Source organism: Carnobacterium maltaromaticum DSM 20342 (assembly GCF_000744945.1).
Taxonomy (GTDB): domain Bacteria; phylum Bacillota; class Bacilli; order Lactobacillales; family Carnobacteriaceae; genus Carnobacterium; species Carnobacterium maltaromaticum.
The window spans coordinates 3,169,214-3,184,556 of sequence record NZ_JQMX01000001.1 but is presented as its reverse complement, the minus strand read 5'-3'; the positions used below and the strand labels follow the sequence as shown (position 1 = coordinate 3,184,556).

At 34.1% G+C, this 15,343-nt stretch carries 18 protein-coding genes; 2 read left to right on the top strand and 16 right to left on the bottom strand.

Features of this window, described 5'->3' with window-relative positions; translation table 11 throughout:
• The first annotated feature begins 115 nt into the window (after nucleotides 1-115).
• Nucleotides 116-2,080, top strand: a complete 1,965-nt coding sequence (gene abc-f, locus BR77_RS14840; protein WP_035065481.1) for a ribosomal protection-like ABC-F family protein — start codon at nucleotides 116-118, stop codon at nucleotides 2,078-2,080.
• A 54-nt stretch (nucleotides 2,081-2,134) separates the two neighbouring features.
• Here the strand turns inward: abc-f and BR77_RS14835 are convergent, their stop codons facing one another.
• The 5 genes from BR77_RS14835 to tsaB all read right to left on the bottom strand — a co-directional run bounded on the left by BR77_RS14835 (nucleotide 2,135) and on the right by tsaB (nucleotide 6,028).
• Entirely contained in the window at nucleotides 2,135-3,049 is a 915-nt protein-coding gene (locus BR77_RS14835; RefSeq protein ID WP_010051485.1) for an LCP family glycopolymer transferase, read from the bottom strand.
• A 149-nt stretch (nucleotides 3,050-3,198) separates the two neighbouring features.
• On the bottom strand, nucleotides 3,199-4,218 hold the full coding sequence (tsaD, locus tag BR77_RS14830) for a tRNA (adenosine(37)-N6)-threonylcarbamoyltransferase complex transferase subunit TsaD (RefSeq protein ID WP_185751424.1): 1,020 nt from the start codon (nucleotides 4,216-4,218) through the stop codon (nucleotides 3,199-3,201).
• A gap of 11 nt (nucleotides 4,219-4,229) precedes the next feature.
• The gene (gene rimI / locus BR77_RS14825) at nucleotides 4,230-4,721 is read right to left on the bottom strand and encodes a ribosomal protein S18-alanine N-acetyltransferase (RefSeq protein ID WP_035065478.1); all 492 of its coding nucleotides are present in this window, start codon (nucleotides 4,719-4,721) and stop codon (nucleotides 4,230-4,232) included.
• The gene (gene rimI, locus BR77_RS14820; RefSeq protein ID WP_010051482.1) at nucleotides 4,711-5,316 is read right to left on the bottom strand and encodes a ribosomal protein S18-alanine N-acetyltransferase; all 606 of its coding nucleotides are present in this window, start codon (nucleotides 5,314-5,316) and stop codon (nucleotides 4,711-4,713) included. The genes rimI (BR77_RS14825) and rimI (BR77_RS14820) overlap by 11 nt, the downstream gene beginning before the upstream one ends.
• The gene (gene tsaB, locus BR77_RS14815) at nucleotides 5,300-6,028 is read right to left on the bottom strand and encodes a tRNA (adenosine(37)-N6)-threonylcarbamoyltransferase complex dimerization subunit type 1 TsaB (RefSeq protein WP_035065475.1); all 729 of its coding nucleotides are present in this window, start codon (nucleotides 6,026-6,028) and stop codon (nucleotides 5,300-5,302) included. Before tsaB ends, rimI (BR77_RS14820) begins: the two co-directional genes overlap by 17 nt.
• A gap of 302 nt (nucleotides 6,029-6,330) precedes the next feature.
• Here tsaB and BR77_RS14810 point away from each other — a divergent pair, with 302 nt between their 5' ends.
• Nucleotides 6,331-6,495 carry a CsbD family protein gene (locus BR77_RS14810; RefSeq protein WP_010051480.1) on the top strand — a complete coding sequence of 55 codons (165 nt, stop codon included), beginning with the start codon at nucleotides 6,331-6,333 and terminating at the stop codon, nucleotides 6,493-6,495.
• An 83-nt stretch (nucleotides 6,496-6,578) separates the two neighbouring features.
• On the opposite strand, the gene BR77_RS14805 is transcribed toward BR77_RS14810, so the two are convergent.
• The 11 genes from BR77_RS14805 to BR77_RS14755 all read right to left on the bottom strand — a co-directional run bounded on the left by BR77_RS14805 (nucleotide 6,579) and on the right by BR77_RS14755 (nucleotide 15,334).
• Nucleotides 6,579-6,998 (bottom strand): VOC family protein, encoded by a 420-nt coding sequence (locus tag BR77_RS14805; RefSeq protein ID WP_010051479.1) that lies wholly within the window; start codon nucleotides 6,996-6,998, stop codon nucleotides 6,579-6,581.
• 310 nt (nucleotides 6,999-7,308) lie between these two features.
• A complete protein-coding gene (locus BR77_RS14800; RefSeq protein WP_015077249.1) occupies nucleotides 7,309-7,521 on the bottom strand; it encodes a hypothetical protein in 213 nt (70 codons plus the stop codon).
• Nucleotides 7,518-7,760: a hypothetical protein gene (locus tag BR77_RS14795; protein ID WP_035065472.1), complete on the bottom strand. Its 243-nt coding sequence runs from the start codon at nucleotides 7,758-7,760 to the stop codon at nucleotides 7,518-7,520. The genes BR77_RS14800 and BR77_RS14795 overlap by 4 nt, the downstream gene beginning before the upstream one ends.
• 22 nt (nucleotides 7,761-7,782) lie before the next feature.
• Nucleotides 7,783-9,243 (bottom strand): AcpB/EbpR/MafR family transcriptional regulator, encoded by a 1,461-nt coding sequence (locus BR77_RS14790; RefSeq protein ID WP_010051470.1) that lies wholly within the window; start codon nucleotides 9,241-9,243, stop codon nucleotides 7,783-7,785.
• Nucleotides 9,244-9,267: 24 nt separating this feature from the next.
• Nucleotides 9,268-9,792: a hypothetical protein gene (locus BR77_RS14785; RefSeq protein ID WP_202882716.1), complete on the bottom strand. Its 525-nt coding sequence runs from the start codon at nucleotides 9,790-9,792 to the stop codon at nucleotides 9,268-9,270.
• Between the two features lie 26 nt (nucleotides 9,793-9,818).
• On the bottom strand, nucleotides 9,819-11,309 hold the full coding sequence (locus BR77_RS14780; RefSeq protein ID WP_257613348.1) for a helix-turn-helix domain-containing protein: 1,491 nt from the start codon (nucleotides 11,307-11,309) through the stop codon (nucleotides 9,819-9,821).
• Nucleotides 11,310-11,319: 10 nt separating this feature from the next.
• Nucleotides 11,320-12,186, bottom strand: coding sequence for a class A sortase (locus BR77_RS14775; protein WP_015077255.1), 867 nt, complete (start codon nucleotides 12,184-12,186; stop codon nucleotides 11,320-11,322).
• An 18-nt stretch (nucleotides 12,187-12,204) separates the two neighbouring features.
• Nucleotides 12,205-13,293, bottom strand: coding sequence for a WxLIP family cell surface protein (locus BR77_RS14770; protein WP_035065463.1), 1,089 nt, complete (start codon nucleotides 13,291-13,293; stop codon nucleotides 12,205-12,207).
• A 136-nt stretch (nucleotides 13,294-13,429) separates the two neighbouring features.
• Entirely contained in the window at nucleotides 13,430-14,167 is a 738-nt protein-coding gene (locus BR77_RS14765) for a WxL domain-containing protein (RefSeq protein ID WP_010051459.1), read from the bottom strand.
• A gap of 58 nt (nucleotides 14,168-14,225) precedes the next feature.
• Nucleotides 14,226-14,978 carry a WxL domain-containing protein gene (locus tag BR77_RS14760; protein WP_015077257.1) on the bottom strand — a complete coding sequence of 251 codons (753 nt, stop codon included), beginning with the start codon at nucleotides 14,976-14,978 and terminating at the stop codon, nucleotides 14,226-14,228.
• Nucleotides 14,975-15,334: an EF2685/EF0750 family sortase-dependent surface protein gene (locus tag BR77_RS14755; protein WP_016356592.1), complete on the bottom strand. Its 360-nt coding sequence runs from the start codon at nucleotides 15,332-15,334 to the stop codon at nucleotides 14,975-14,977. The genes BR77_RS14760 and BR77_RS14755 overlap by 4 nt, the downstream gene beginning before the upstream one ends.
• Nucleotides 15,335-15,343 lie beyond the last annotated feature (9 nt).

The window sequence follows — 15,343 nt, the reverse complement described above, 5'->3', positions numbered from 1 at the left end:
GCTTGTGAATCACTTTTTGTAGCAAACTTCTCTTTAAAATCTCTGGATTTCAATTTTATCCGTCTGCAATCTATGCTACACTAGGGATGAAGCTGTTATAAGAAAGGATACTACTATGATTTTATTACAAACTCAACAAGTAGCACGTCATTTTGGTGCTGACGTGCTCTTTGAAAATATTCAATTAGAAATTCAAGATACTTCGCGAATTGCTTTAGTTGGTCGAAACGGTGCGGGGAAAACAACTTTATTAAAAATGATTGTCGGACTTGAAGATCCAGATGCTGGTAAGATTGCTAAAGGCAAAGCTGTGACTGTTGGTTATTTAGCGCAACATACTGGTTTAGATTCTGATAAAACTATTTGGGACGAAATGCTGACTGTTTTTGAACCTGTGCTCCAAATGGAAAAACGCATGCATCTATTAGAAGAAAAATTAGGTGAACCTGAGTTACTAGCGAATTCTGAAGCCTACCAAAAAGTCTTAGATGATTATGATCAATTGCAACATGATTTTAGTTCAGCCAATGGATTTGGTTTTGAAGCTGAAATTCGCTCTGTTTTACATGGTTTTCGTTTTTTTGAACAGGATTACACAAAAAGTATTACACAACTTTCTGGTGGTCAAAAAACGCGTCTGGCATTAGCTCGATTGTTATTGGAAAAAAGAGATTTACTAGTCTTGGATGAACCGACGAACCATTTAGATATTGCCACTTTAAATTGGCTAGAAGATTATTTGCAAACTTATAAAGGTGCACTATTGATTGTGTCTCATGATCGCTATTTTTTAGACAAAGTTGTGAATGAAGTCTATGAACTTAGTCGACAAAAAATGACTCACTATAAAGGCAATTATACAAAATATTTAGATCAAAAAGCTGCAAATTTAGAACGAGAATGGAAAGAGTTTGAAAAACAACAAACTGAAATTGCGAAATTAGAAGATTTTGTCGCCCGAAATTTAGTCCGAGCAACGACAACAAAACGGGCTCAAAGTCGGCGTAAGCAATTAGAAAAGATGGACCGTTTAGATAAGCCTAAAGGGGATGAAAAGTCAGCTCGCTTCAAATTTCAACCAGCTAAGGAAAGCGGAAATGTTGTTTTAACGGTTAATGATGCAGCTGTTGGATATGACAATAAAATTATTTCAGCACCGATTCAATTAGATATTCGTAAACTAGACGCAGTCGCTTTAGTGGGTCCCAATGGGATTGGGAAATCAACTTTGCTTAAATCTTTAGTAGATGATATTCCGTTAATTCAAGGCGAAAAACGCTTTGGGGCCAATGTTGAAGTGGGCTATTATGACCAAGAACAAGCAAATTTAAACTCGACTAAAACTGTTTTAGCTGAACTATGGGATGCTCATCCCTTAACTCCAGAAAAAGATATTCGCAGCATTTTAGGTAGCTTCTTATTTTCTGGTGAAGATGTTGAAAAATCAGTAACTAGTTTAAGTGGTGGTGAAAAAGCTCGTCTAGCATTGGCTAAGCTTTCAATGGAGAAAGATAATTTTCTGATTTTAGATGAGCCTACAAACCATTTAGACATTGATAGTAAAGAAGTTTTAGAGGATGCTTTAATTGAGTTTCCTGGGACGCTACTATTTGTTTCCCATGATCGCTATTTTATCAACCGAATTGCGACGACTGTTGTAGAGTTATCGGAAACTGGAAGTAAACTTTATTTAGGTGATTATGATTATTATTTAGAGAAGAAGGCTGAGGAAGAAGAATTACGTCTTTTGGCAGAAGAGGAACAATTGAAAAACATCTCTCAAGTAGCGCCTACTGAACTAAATGCTGGAACAAAAAAACATTATCAAATTGGCAAAGAAGAACAAAAGTTGATTCGTCAATTAACGAGACGAATTGAAGCCTTAGAAACTGAAATGGCTGAGTTAGAATCGACTATTCAAGACTTAGAGAATCAATTAACCTTACCTGAAGTATTTGGAAATCATGTTAAAGTTCAAGAAATTAATCAGATTTTACAAGAATTGAAAGTAAAAAATGAAACATCTATGAATGAGTGGGAAGAACAGAGCTTAGCTTTAGAAAAACTTGGCGATGTTTAACAGAAAAAAGGACTGAGAATCAATTATTCTCAGTCCTTTTTCATTTAATTAGAGTTAAATATCCAGTTCATTTTTAAGAATTGTCGATACACGTTCAATTTCATCTTGGGGAATCATTTCGTATGAAACCTCATTTAACATCTCACCTTCACCCACCAATTGGACTTGCTCAATTGTATCAGCTGCGGAACGATAGTTTTTTTGAATCTCAAACATCTCATCAATGGAGAGATTTGTTTTCATGTTGTCTTCAATAACCGTTAATACGTCTTTATATTTCATTAAACTTGAAAGGGTCGCACCCTCTTTAATGATATTTTCTAATACTTCTCTTTGACGTGCTTGTCGGCCATAATCCCCCTTAGGATCATCATAGCGCATTCTTGTATAGGCTAGGGCTTCTTCTCCATTTAAATGTGCTGGGCCTTTTTTAAAGGCGATGCCGTCTAATTCAAAGGCTAACGGCGAGTTCACGTCAACGCCTCCTATTGCATCAATAATTTTTTCGGCAGCTCCCATATCAATACTAATATAGTAATCAATCGGAATGTCTAATAAATTTTGCAGCGTATTTAAGGCTGTTTCAATTCCTCCAAAAGCATAAGCATGGGCAATTTTGTCTTTTTTATTAAAGCCACTGATTTCCGTATACGTATCACGAGGGACACTTAAAATTTTGGTTTGTTTTGTTTTAGGATTTACAGTTAAAACAGTCACAGAATCCGAACGACCTTGGTCAACTCGTCCAAAATCGCCTGTATCAATCCCTAATAAGGCAATCGAAAAGGGATCTTCTCGGCTAACTTTAACTTTTTCTTCGCGTTTTTTTTCTGTTGAGACCTCATTATGAATTTTATCCGTTACATTTGTCACATCACTATACATTTTATAAGCAAATGCGCCCATCCCACCAAGTACTCCCACGATTAAAACTCCGATAATCACAATAATTTTATTTGTCTTCTTCATTTTTTTACCTCCGCTTTTTTGTCTCCTATTGAGGATATAAAGAAAATACTAAATTAGAGTGGCTATTGTCATTTTTTACCGTTTAAATGTTATTTTTAATAAAAATACAGAAAAAAAGACAGAGCTAGTTTTAGCTCCATCTTTTTCGATTAAACCATTTCAAATGATAATCCTGGTTGGGCATTTAATTGATAATCAGCAAACTCACCTTTTTGATAAGAAACATAAGCTGCTGCTCCAATCATTCCGGCATTATCGCCACATAATGAGAGTGGTGGGATAATAAGTTCCACATCTGGTAACTCCTTGGCCATCATGTCAACAAGTCCTTCTCGTAAACCTCTGTTGGCAGCTACTCCACCAGCTAAAACCAACTGCTTAATGTCTAACTCTTTCGCTGCTCGTAAGGTTTTAGTGAGTAAGACATCGACAACACTAGCTTGAAAACTTGCCGCTAAATCATTTTTATTTAGTAGCTCAGCTTTTTGCTCAGCATTGTGAACCGTGTTGATAAAAGCACTTTTTAGTCCGCTAAAACTAAAATCATAATTATCTTCACGAATCATGCCGCGCGGAAAATGAAAGGTATCTTCACCTAAGTGCGCCATTTCATCAATTCTTTTTCCACCTGGATAGGTAAGTCCTAAAACACGACCCACTTTATCGTAGGCTTCACCTGCCGCATCGTCACGAGTTTCACCAATAATTTGATACTCCCCGTCAGCAGACATATAAACTAATTCAGTATGCCCACCACTAACTACTAAGGCTAATAGTGGAAAGACTAGTGGCTGAATTAAACGATTAGCGTAAATATGTCCAGCCATATGGTTGACTGGAATCAGTGGTAGATTGTGGGCGTAGGCAATTGCTTTAGCCGCATTCACCCCAATTAATAAGGCACCGACTAAACCAGGACCTTCAGTGACGGCAACTGCTGTCAAATCTGAGTAATCAACATCAGCTTCGACCATTGCCTCTTCAATACATTGGGTAATCTGCTCAACATGGTGACGGCTAGCAATTTCCGGTACAACTCCACCAAATCGCATGTGGCTCTTAATTTGGGAAGCAATAATATTTGATAATAAAATGTGACCATTTTCAACGACAGCCGCACTTGTCTCATCACAGCTCGTTTCTATGGCTAAGATTAAATTTCTTTTTATTGGCATTTGCCTCACTCTTCCTTAATTTCTAAATTCATAATAACTGCATCTTCAACAGGGTAATCGTAATAGTCTTGTCGAATATTAATCAGTTTAAAACCCACTTTTTTATAGACATGAATGGCTACTTGATTGCTTTTCCTCACTTCTAAATGAATGACTCTAGCTTGGTGCAATTTTTTTATCCATTGGACTAAAAATGCTTGGCTTAAGCCTTGCCCTTGAACTTTTGGATGCACAGCGATATTGGTTAATTCGACCTCATCAAATAATTGACGATAACCAATAAAACCAAGCAATTCAGTGCCTAAGCAAATGATTTCGTACTGCACATAAGGTTGTTTTAAATCTTTTTTAAATGTCTCTGTGCTCCAAGGAGAACCATGGGGATAGCTTACTTCTGCTAAATTAAATAAATCTTTAGCAGTGTAGCTCGTTTCTTCAATGGATGAAAAACGATAGTCAATCTCTATTTGTTTTTTTTTGTATTTTTCATTCTCCACTTTTTTTATGTCCTTTTAAAACCAAACTCATTTCAAGAGCATCTTCATGATCCTCTGAATAGTAGGCTTTTTTTATTTTGCCATCTTTAAATCCTAATTTGCGATACAATTCTTGTGCCCCTGTATTTGACATACGTACTTCAAGGCTAAATAATTGATTATGATCTGCTTCCGCTAAATGACGCATCTGTTCCATTAAAAAACTAGCTAATCCATAGCGACGGTAATTAGGAATTATCGCAATATTCGTCACATGAGCTTCACCTTCGACAAACCACGAACCAATAAACCCGATTGCAACATCATAAACGCGCAAAACTAAGTAAAGAGCATTTCGATTATTTTTCATTTCATGCTCAAACGCTTTTTGATTCCAAGGTGTTTCACCATGATAGCTTAAGCGCTCAATTTCTAATAGATCAGGAATATCTTCAGCTGTTCCAATAGATAAAACAGCCACCTCTTCTTCATTTAAAGGAAAATCAGTTTGTTGTAATTCAACCCGCTCCGTTAGTCGAGTCCAACGTTTGCGTTGATTTTCAGCCTCTTCTTCGTCTGCGCTGGCTGTTAACCAATTTCTAAATTTTTTCAACATAGCTTTCCTCCAACTGATTAGGATGGGCAGCACGCCAATTTTCTTCTGCTTCTGCTAATTTTAAATAGTCAGGCACAAAGGTATGACTATCAACAGGTTCTGCCTTCTCAGCTAGTAAACCTAAAACACCTGCTCGTGGCAATTGATTTTGAGCAGCTACTTCACTAGCACAATCACCTAATGCGTCTTTGATGGTTTCTTCATGAATCGCCCAATCCGTTCCGACAAATTCAAAAGTCCCCTCTTTAGTTTTTAAAAACTTGACCCAGTCAGCAAGTGCTATATGAGTATCAGGTTCAACTTGTTGCAATTGTTCTGCCTCTTGGTCCCAACGATATAAACCCGTATAGACATTCCCACGTCTAGCATCCATCATGGGTACGATATAGTGATTAGCCCCTTGGCAATTGCCAGCTAAAACTTCTAAACTAGAGATTCCTACAAGTTCTTTTTTTAATGTCCAGGCTAAAGTCTTCGCAATCGTCACCCCAATACGTAAACCGGTGTATGAACCAGGACCTTTCGCTACAGCAATTCGATGTAGTTCAGCTGGTGTCCATTCAACAGCTTCCATTAAATCTGTAATAGCGGGCATTAACCGTTGGCTATGATTCCCTTTTATATTTGTTGTGAATTCTCCAACAATTCGTTGATTTTCGATCGCCGCAACACTCATGACTTGATTGGACGTATCGATTGCTAAAATTTTCATAATTTAGCTCCTTTAATTCATTCTGTCTTTTTCTATTCTAGCATAAATCGTTTTAAAGATTAAGCGCATGGATTAAAATCCTTACTTTAATTCATTTTTCCAGCATTTTTTACTTAATTAAATAACAAAAAGGGCTATTGGTTGATTTTATTTACGAAATCATTTATTCTTTAATTAGCACTAGTAGTTCATATTTTTGATATACTTTCTCGCATCTTTGGAACAATTTTTCTCGTCCCAGATTAGTCCACCCGTAAGTAACCTATTTTCAAATTAACTAAAAAATTTAGGAGGAATACACTATGACTGATTTTAAAGATAAAGCAAAAGGATTGAAAGATGAAGTAGCCGGCGAAGCGAAAGAATTATTTGGTAAAGTAACAAATAATCTTGAAAAAGAAGCTGAAGGCAAAGCGCAAAAATTAAAAGGTAAAGTTGAGAAAAAAGTTGGAGACGTAAAGAAATAGTCCCAAACCATTAATGACATTATATAAGAAGCTAGGTAAGCGGAATTAACTCCACATACCTAGCTCTTTTTTTCTATAATAATTTATTTAGTTAAATTAAAAGACCAAGAAATCCCAAATTTATCAGTTAGTTGTCCAAAACTATCTGACCAAAATGTTTTTTGTAAAGGCATTACTTTTGTTGCCCCTTCTAATAAACCATTAAAGTAGGCTGTTAATTTTTCTGAGTCTTTTGTTTCTAAAACTAATGTCACATTGTTTCCTGGAATGAAATCCATTCCCATGAAATCAGGTACATCAGAAAACATAACTGTATCACCCTCAATTTCTAAACTAGCATTCATGACTAAACCTTTTGTTTTTTCATCTAGTTCATGAGTGGACTCATCTGGTTGTTGCCCATATGTCATTAAATCTGTACATTTTGAACCAAACACCTTTTCATAAAAATGAATAACTTCCTTTGTGTTGTCCTTAAAGTTCAAATAAATCCCAATTGTCATGAGGCTCCCTCTTTCTTCTTACGTTTTATTTTACTAGTTAGTTACCTAGTAATTTTTTCTTTTGTGAATCAAATTCTTTTTTTGTGAGAATCCCTCGCCTATCAATTCATTTCTTTAGTTCGCTCTTAATTGATTGACTAAATTCCCATCAATAAGACTATTTTTTATAGCTTTATTTTACCTTATTTTGATTAAATCCCCAAAGAATATCCCTTACTTTACAGTTATCGTTATGATTATTATTTTCCTATGTAACAAAACAGAGTAAAAATAAGTCTAGATACACTTATTTTTACTCTAACTTGCGTACTCAATTTTTTAAATACAGGGCTTCTGAAAAATATTCAAGTTGTCGAATTTCTTTAATTTCTGAAAAAGTCGCGTGAATTTTTTCTCGAATTAATTTATCTTCCGATTCTGGTGGGACGATAATCATCGTGCTTTGGACTTCACTTTCATCTAGATGGCTTGTATAAACAACAACATATAAATCAACATCATCCCAATGCTGTTCGATCTTCATACTCTATCACCAACTAACGCTATTTTTGAGCCTAACTTGGTACATTCTTCCAGCTTATTTATTTTTACAACTTCCTTGACTTGATTAAACTTTTTATAAATTAGTTGCTCAACATCTTCGTGGTTGTAATCAACTGGACAAACAATATTTTTTTCAATCTGTCTAATAAATTCTGATTCTACTATAAAGCGAATATTATAGATGATATATTTTTCTAATTCAACTACTGGTTTCTTCATCCATCCATTCTCCTTTACTTTTTCAATTCGTAACAAGAGGAATTCTCAGTTCCTTATCTTGCTCAATTTCGGCTATTCTTCTAGCTAAAGCTTCCCACTCTTTTTCTGTTGGCTGCAAATTCCAATAAAATACTAAATCATTTTCGGTATTATTTACCATACAATCACTGACAATAATATCCAAATCTTTGGCATTAGAATCTTTAATGGCAATATTATTTGCTAAAGACTGAACTTTTTTAGTTAACAGTAATTCTTCTATAGCACCACCACTAGATAAAATTTTTATATTTATTTGTGGTCGGTAGCTACTTTCTTCAATTAAGGTGCTAAATAAAAATAAAACTCTTTGGTAGAGGTATCTATTTTCGCTATATTTCTTCCCATAATTCTTCATTACTTCCGGATAAAATAAGGCAAACTCTTTTTCGTATTGTTTTATGATGCCTGATTCAAATAGATTCCTTGACTCGTACTCTCTCAAACTGCCCTGATAGATACTCTCACAAACAAATAATTTATAGATTGAAAAATAAACGTCTACGTAATTTGTATGAGTATTCAAACTAAATTTTTGACTAAATTTAGTAGTTAATTCTCTTACCATTTTATGAATTTGAAAATTTTTGTTATCTTTTTCTAAATCAGCTAATAATTGCTGCTTATAAAAGGTTGATTCTGTTGTTAAAGTATATGCGAAATAGAGATACACAGCTTCCGAATGAAGAGTCGTTTTTTCAATTACTCCGATTGTTTTAGCCACTATTTGTTGAAATTCTTGCATATCTTTAAACATCACTTGATTCAATTTAACTCGATTTTCTATTAATAATTGATCATTGCTAGCACGGATTTTAATAATAGCTACCCAATACAAAAATTGTTCTTTTTCAATTTCTGTCATGCTCTTAAATAGAAAAGTATCTAGTTGTTCAATCTCTCTAATGAGCTCTTGACGATCAATAGTATCAAATGGCCACTCTACACCTCGATAATTCTCCCAGAAAAATTGAAAATATAAAAATCGTATATTGATTTCATTGCCTTCAATTGACAATGTACTTAAATCTAACTCTAAACCGTAATTCATTAAATACGTTTTAAAGATACGCTTATTTTTATATAAATGACTGGCGCTATAGAAATAATCGATTTCTTTTTTTTCTTTAATAGTTTTTCTAAAGACAGCTTTCCTCATTAGATAGAAATAAATAGACTCTCTTTTAAAATCTAAGTAAATCAAATCCATATTGACCGAGCTTTTTTTTATGAATCGATATAAGTTTCCTACTTTTTCAAGCTTAACTGCATAACTAGAATTTTTTAAATCTTCTATTAACGACTCCAATTCTTTCTGAACAGTTTTTAAACTTAAATCAAGAAAATTGGCTAGATCAACTGTTTTAAGATAATCATTTGAAGCATCTAATACTTTCAATAGTTGGATTTTACGATAAATGATTTTATCTGTTTCTGCTAGCATTTTCTCACCTGACTTATTTCATTTTTATCGTTGCTTAACTCCAAAGAAAACGACTCCTGAAAATTCTGAGAACACTTCCTCAATGTAGGCCATTTCCGTTGTTTTTTTCCCTTTACCATTTGGAAAAGGTTCAGATGGTAAGGGCATATTTTCATCAATGTAAACTTGATTTAGATGGACATTTTTTTTCTTTTTATTTTTGTGTAAATCATCTAAATCGGTTATTTTTATAGCTTTTGATCCATCAGGAATTCCTTCTAAATCACTTTCTGGATGAATTAATTCAATTTCGCTAGGTTCGCTCCTCTTTTCTTCTACTGCTTTTTTTTGACGATCCACGGAATCAATTGGTTCCACTGATTCTTCAGGATTTAAGGGATTTAAAGGCCCCACTGCGCCACTAATAGTCGGGTGTTTTTCCTGCTCAGATTGACTCTCAATAAGTTGACTGCTTTCATTAACAGGATCCGCAAAAGCCGGGGGAGATAGTTCTGTTGAATATAAAATAGTCATAGAAAAAATCCCACTATATAAAATACAATTTTTCAAAAAACGAAATTTACTTTGTCTCCATTTCACTTTATCACCTTCTCCGCTTTTTCATTTTTGATTCGAACTAAAAATTCTCCAACATTTGCCCAATCTTTAGCTGTTGGTGGCATATTCCAAACTAAACTTGGCAACTTAATATTTTTATAAATATAATCTGAAATGAATAAGTCTGTCTTTTCATGAACATAAGATGTCACTTCTATATTAAAAAAATTAAAGCTTTTTAAATTTGTTTCAATAATATTTGTGTAGTAGTTCCCTAATGAGAAATCTAAACAAACATAAATAGTTTCCATAAAAAATTTTGAAGGAAAAATTTGGACAATTAAAAATAAGTATTGGTGGAAAACAAAATTTTCATTAGAGGTTAATAATTTATACTCTTTCTTATCAGGTAACCTCCCAATAAACTCTACACAAAATTTAAATGCATCTGCATAGGTTTCTTCAAGGAACTCCATATTTAATAAATCTCCAAAAACTGGTTGAACTTTTTTAAAGTAATAAAGTTTAAAATGCAATACACTCAATTCCTGAATCAAAAGATCATGCTGCGCTTTCTCAACTTTATTCTTAAACTGATCTTCAAACTCATGAACAAATAAGGGTGTTAGATTATCTTGAACTTCCACAATATCTTCTAATGGGCTATACTCTGTCCTTCTAACACCTGATTCACCCACTAGAAAAGCCACAATTGATTCTGATTCACTGATTAAGGCCTCTCTTTTTAAAAGACGATATTCCTTTTCTAGGAACTCGTAAACCATTTGAAATAAAGGATGTTCATGATTAAATGTATATCTGGTACGCTCAATTCTAGCATTGGATGTTAAATAATTTTTCATATTGATTCTTTTTAAACTGATACTTAAAAAGAAGTTTATTTTTGTTTTAAGTGTCTCTTGAATCGAATGATCAAGATGATTTTCAAATAATCGAATAAATTGTTGGGTTAATTTTTCATACTTTGCCTCAAAAGGGAAATTTAATTGATTAAATCTAGGGTAATAGAGATGATAAAAAAACATCCTAATTTTTATTTCGTCTCCAATTAGCTCATACTTAGAAGATAAACGTACTTGATAGTTTGCTAGCTCTTTTTTGACTTCTTGAATTTTTTTATGCACAGCTGAATAACTCACAAAATTAAATTCACCAAAATCGGTCATACTAACAAATTTACCATTTAAAATATCCACTAAAATGTTATAGCTTAGCGAATTTTTTATATAAATGATATACAACATACTGATTGATGCATCTGAATCTTTTTTTAATGTAATCGTTTTGTGTGTTCGAGAAATAGTAAGACTAAAATGTGGTGTTAAATCATTTAACTCAATATCTTTACTCAGATTTTCTGCCGTTCTCAACAAAACAAATTCTGAAATTTCCAGTTCGTGCATAATTGCTGAAAATGAAGCTGTTTGTTGTGTACATTCTTCAATAAATCTGAATAAGGAAACTTTTTTCCCATCTTCTCTATTTAATAAATTTCTCAAAATGCCCACCCCTAAAATTTTAATGTTCTAATTGTCTATAGTGTTTTCTTATAAAAAATAGTAAACAACCTAAAAACAAAAGAATCAGTATCCCTATTAAAATAACAGAAATACTTCTTTTTTCATGCTTTTGTGTTAAGCTTACCACTTCTTGATACTCTTGAACATTTTTAGACATTATTTCTGTATTATTTTTGGGTTCATGGGTATTCACATTTTTTTGATTCAAATTATTTTTTTCAACTAATGTAGCAACTACTACAAAACGTTGATTTGTCGCCGATGACACATCGCATGTAATTAATGTCAATCGATTATCTCCAACATCTGCTAAAACACTCATATCAGTTTCAGAAACGATTTTAGTCGTTTGAACTTGATATGTATACAATATTTCTTGGTCGTTTAATTGAATAATCGCTCCTTCTTTGATTTTTAGCAAAGGTCCAAATAACAAACTCTTATCTTGCATATGGTGTCCAATCAAGGTATAATTTCCCATTCCCATGACTTGATTTTCTTGCATAGTTCCTGCCCCAATTAACAAATTATCATTTGTTGTGCCTTTTAAGATAGGCAGGTTCATGGACAAGCTTTTAATTGTCAATTGTCCAATGACTTGGTCTGAATAATCTGTATTCATAGCAGCTAGAACATCGACTAAGCTTGGTGGCACCACAGCAGCATAATCAAATTCACCTAGTGTTGACTGGTTTTCTTGTATCTTACTACTAGTGATTGTCTCTCTTGTATAATCATAAGAGTAGTTGGAAATTAAAGCACTTTTAATCCATGGCCCACTTACTAAAGTTAGACCTGCAATTAATAATAAGATACTGCTGATGACGAGAATAATTTCTTGCCATCGCGTTCTTTTCTTCTTCACTTCAATTTTCAACTCCTATTATTTCGGTTTACTTTGAGCTTTTCTTTTACGACGTTTACGATTTGCTGCTTTTCTTCTAGCTTCAGCTTCTTTTTTCTTTTTGCGTCGGTACATAATAATGAAAATAAGCACGATTGCTAATAAGATTAGACCTACTCCAATTAAAATATAAAGCCAAGTGTTATCTTCTTCAATTGTCACATCTTGTGCATTGAATTTTTTAGCGGTATCTGCATCTATTTCAAAATCTTTTTCAAACTCCCATTTTTCACCTTTTGATTCTGCTATTAATTTGACTGTATACTTGCCAGCTTCCATTTTCTTTCCACTTAAAGCAATTGGATAATCAAAATTAGAATTGGGTGCCATTTGCATATTTTCTTTTTTTGAAGAAAATAGAACATCTTTGCTGCCTTGACGTGTCACTTGAGCCGATACTTTTAATTGATTAATAAACATCGCTGTTGGATTTTGAAGATTAGCATTAACCACATTTCGTGCATTAACTTGTGCAGGCGCGACTTTTGTTAACAACATATCTGGTTGAATTTCAGCTGGATCAACACGTAAAACAATCCCTACAATGTATGCATATTTATTTTGGATAGCAATACCTTCGCCATCAGCCTCTTGTTTTTCACCTGTATCTTTTTCTTTAAAACTAATTCCACCTGCTAAAATTCCCGAAAAGCTTTCTTTTGGCATTTTTATTTTTAAAGGTAACGTCACTCCATCTTGTGCTGGAATCGTTACTTCAGAATCAACTTCTACTAAATCAGCTAAATTATATTTTAAGGTACTATCTTGCTTCGCTTTTGTTTTACCATATTCGACTACACCGTTTAAGTTTGTCTTAGCTGAATTTACTTGTGTTTCAACTATTACATCCTTATCCGTATCATTTCGTAATTGGACTTCCACCGTTTGTTCCTTTTCAGGTTCCATTAATAAATCAAAAAACGTTTTGGTTTTATCGACTTGATTCTCTGGAATTGTTGGTGTAACGGCAAAGTTTAATTCTGCAGCATTTGCTGTAATTCCGCCCAGACTAAAAAAGCTCATTGTAACAACTGTCAGAATGGCTACTAGATTTAGATATTTTTTCATAATGACCTCCTATATGGTTATGCTAAAATTAAGAGACTGGGAATTTACCCTTAGTCTCTTAATCTGAATTCTATTTTTTTAACACAGACAGATTGAGAACGAATTCCCAATCTGTTGCTTCGTTCGTTTATTGTTTTTACTCTGCGCCTGGTACGTCAGTTAATGTCCAAGTTAGAGAAGTTGTATAAGTGTCTTGATACTTAATTGTTTTACCTGGTACAGATAAGCTGATACTACTTGCTTTAGTTGCGTCATCTCCAGCACGATAGATTTGAGTACCGGCACCTTCACCAGCTTTAGCTGCCATAACAACTTGTGCAGCACCTGTTCCATCTGGAACTAAGCTAAAACCAGTTGTTAAGATTGATGGAATTGCAGAGGCAGAACCTGTAATAGCTTCACCATTTGCAAAAGTAATTGAAGCACCAACTAATTCGTTGTCATCAGCTGTTGCAAATTGACCATCTTGTTTGACTTGTAAAGTCCATCCTTGTTCACCACCACGTTTATCTGTTACTTGCACGTAGTTAGGACGAGTTGTTGAATCTGATAATGGTTGAGCATCTGCTGTATAAACTTTATCAACAGTTGAGATTTTTTGTTCGCCAAAGTATAACGGTGAAGCAAAATCAATACTTAATGGTCCGGCAGTACCTGGATCAACTGGTTTTTCTGGATCAACTGGGTCAACTGGAGTAACTGGTTTTTCTGGATCTAATGGATCAACTGGATTTGTGATATCTGTATCTGTAATAAATTTAACTGTTCCGTTTGTTGCTTTTGTTCCTGCAGTTGCTGCTGAAACTGTTGCACTTCCTAAAGCGATTACGCTAATTAATACTGCTCCTGATGTTACTAATTTTGTCATTTTCATTTTTAATTTCCTCTTTTCATTTTTTATGTTTTTATTTTTTTGTTGCCTTAACCCTTAATTAAACGTTACCTGGTGTATCTGATAAAGTCCAAGTTAATTCAGTTTTGTATTGGACTGCATCCTTAGGTGTGCTACCTGGTACATCTAAGGTAATAGCTTTATTTTTTTGGACAACTTCGTCTTCAGCAATCGTTTCTTCGGTTACATCACCAAAGTAGTTTAACCATGTTCCCCAACCTGAACCTGCTGTTGCGCTCATTACTGTTGATGATGCTCCTGATGGATCTAATGTAATTGTTGGCGCTGCAACTGCTGCTGGTGAAGTTGAGCTACTAGAAACCGCACCGTTAGCTAATTTAATTACTGAACCTGTTAATACTTTATTAGCAGCTGTAGCATTAGTAAATTGTCCTTCTTGTTGAACCGTTAATGTCCAACCTAAGTTACCTGAACGTGTATCTGTAACTTGAACATAGTTAGGTACAAAACGGCCATCTTTTAATTCTTGAGCATCTGCAAAGTACGTTTGGTTTGCATTTGAAATTTTATTTTTACCAAAAACAACGCTTGAAGCAAAATCAATACTTAGAGGACCAGCTGTTCCTGGGTTTGGACCTTCTGGATCTGTTGGGTCAATTGGGTCAACCGGTACTGTTGGGTCTGTTGGATCAACTGGATTTGTTGGATCAGTGTTTTCAATAAATTCAACAGATCCATTTGATTTGTATTCTGCAGCTAATGCTGCTGATGAGCTTCCTACCAATGTTGCTAAAACAATTGCTGATGTTGTTACTAATTTAGTTAATTTCATGTTATTTTTCCTCCGTGTGCTATGTTATTTTTTTTAGTTAAATAATAAACGACTTGTCCTGCTAATCCTATCAAGCAAATACCCAGAACAAGATTGAAAACTTCAAAGCGATCTCCAGCTTGTGGAAGTGTCTGCTGAGGTGTTTTCCCTGTATCGGGTAGATTGCTAGTTCCATTCCCACTAATTGGTGGTTTTTCTTTATCCGGTTCTGAAGGATAAATATATTCACCATAGAATGAAACTTCTCCATTTGACTTATATTGATTCTCACTTTCAGCTCCAAACACCTGTGTAACAGGTACGAGGGTTAAGAGAAAAACAAGTATCATCCCGAAAGTCATTACTCTTTTTTTCATTTTTTCCCC

Excerpts from the sequence above, each read along its gene's own strand:
- abc-f (WP_035065481.1), top strand. The coding sequence starts at position 116 with ATGATTTTATTACAAACTCAACAAGTAGCACGTCATTTTGGTGCTGAC.
- BR77_RS14835 (WP_010051485.1), bottom strand. The coding sequence starts at position 3,049 with ATGAAGAAGACAAATAAAATTATTGTGATTATCGGAGTTTTAATCGTG.
- rimI (WP_010051482.1), bottom strand. The coding sequence starts at position 5,316 with ATGTTGAAAAAATTTAGAAATTGGTTAACAGCCAGCGCAGACGAAGAA.
- tsaB (WP_035065475.1), bottom strand. The coding sequence starts at position 6,028 with ATGAAAATTTTAGCAATCGATACGTCCAATCAAGTCATGAGTGTTGCG.
- BR77_RS14810 (WP_010051480.1), top strand. The coding sequence starts at position 6,331 with ATGACTGATTTTAAAGATAAAGCAAAAGGATTGAAAGATGAAGTAGCC.
- BR77_RS14805 (WP_010051479.1), bottom strand. The coding sequence starts at position 6,998 with ATGACAATTGGGATTTATTTGAACTTTAAGGACAACACAAAGGAAGTT.
- BR77_RS14800 (WP_015077249.1), bottom strand. The coding sequence starts at position 7,521 with ATGAAGATCGAACAGCATTGGGATGATGTTGATTTATATGTTGTTGTT.
- BR77_RS14795 (WP_035065472.1), bottom strand. The coding sequence starts at position 7,760 with ATGAAGAAACCAGTAGTTGAATTAGAAAAATATATCATCTATAATATT.
- BR77_RS14790 (WP_010051470.1), bottom strand. The coding sequence starts at position 9,243 with ATGCTAGCAGAAACAGATAAAATCATTTATCGTAAAATCCAACTATTG.
- BR77_RS14770 (WP_035065463.1), bottom strand. The coding sequence starts at position 13,293 with ATGAAAAAATATCTAAATCTAGTAGCCATTCTGACAGTTGTTACAATG.
- BR77_RS14765 (WP_010051459.1), bottom strand. The coding sequence starts at position 14,167 with ATGAAAATGACAAAATTAGTAACATCAGGAGCAGTATTAATTAGCGTA.
- BR77_RS14760 (WP_015077257.1), bottom strand. The coding sequence starts at position 14,978 with ATGAAATTAACTAAATTAGTAACAACATCAGCAATTGTTTTAGCAACA.
- BR77_RS14755 (WP_016356592.1), bottom strand. The coding sequence starts at position 15,334 with ATGAAAAAAAGAGTAATGACTTTCGGGATGATACTTGTTTTTCTCTTA.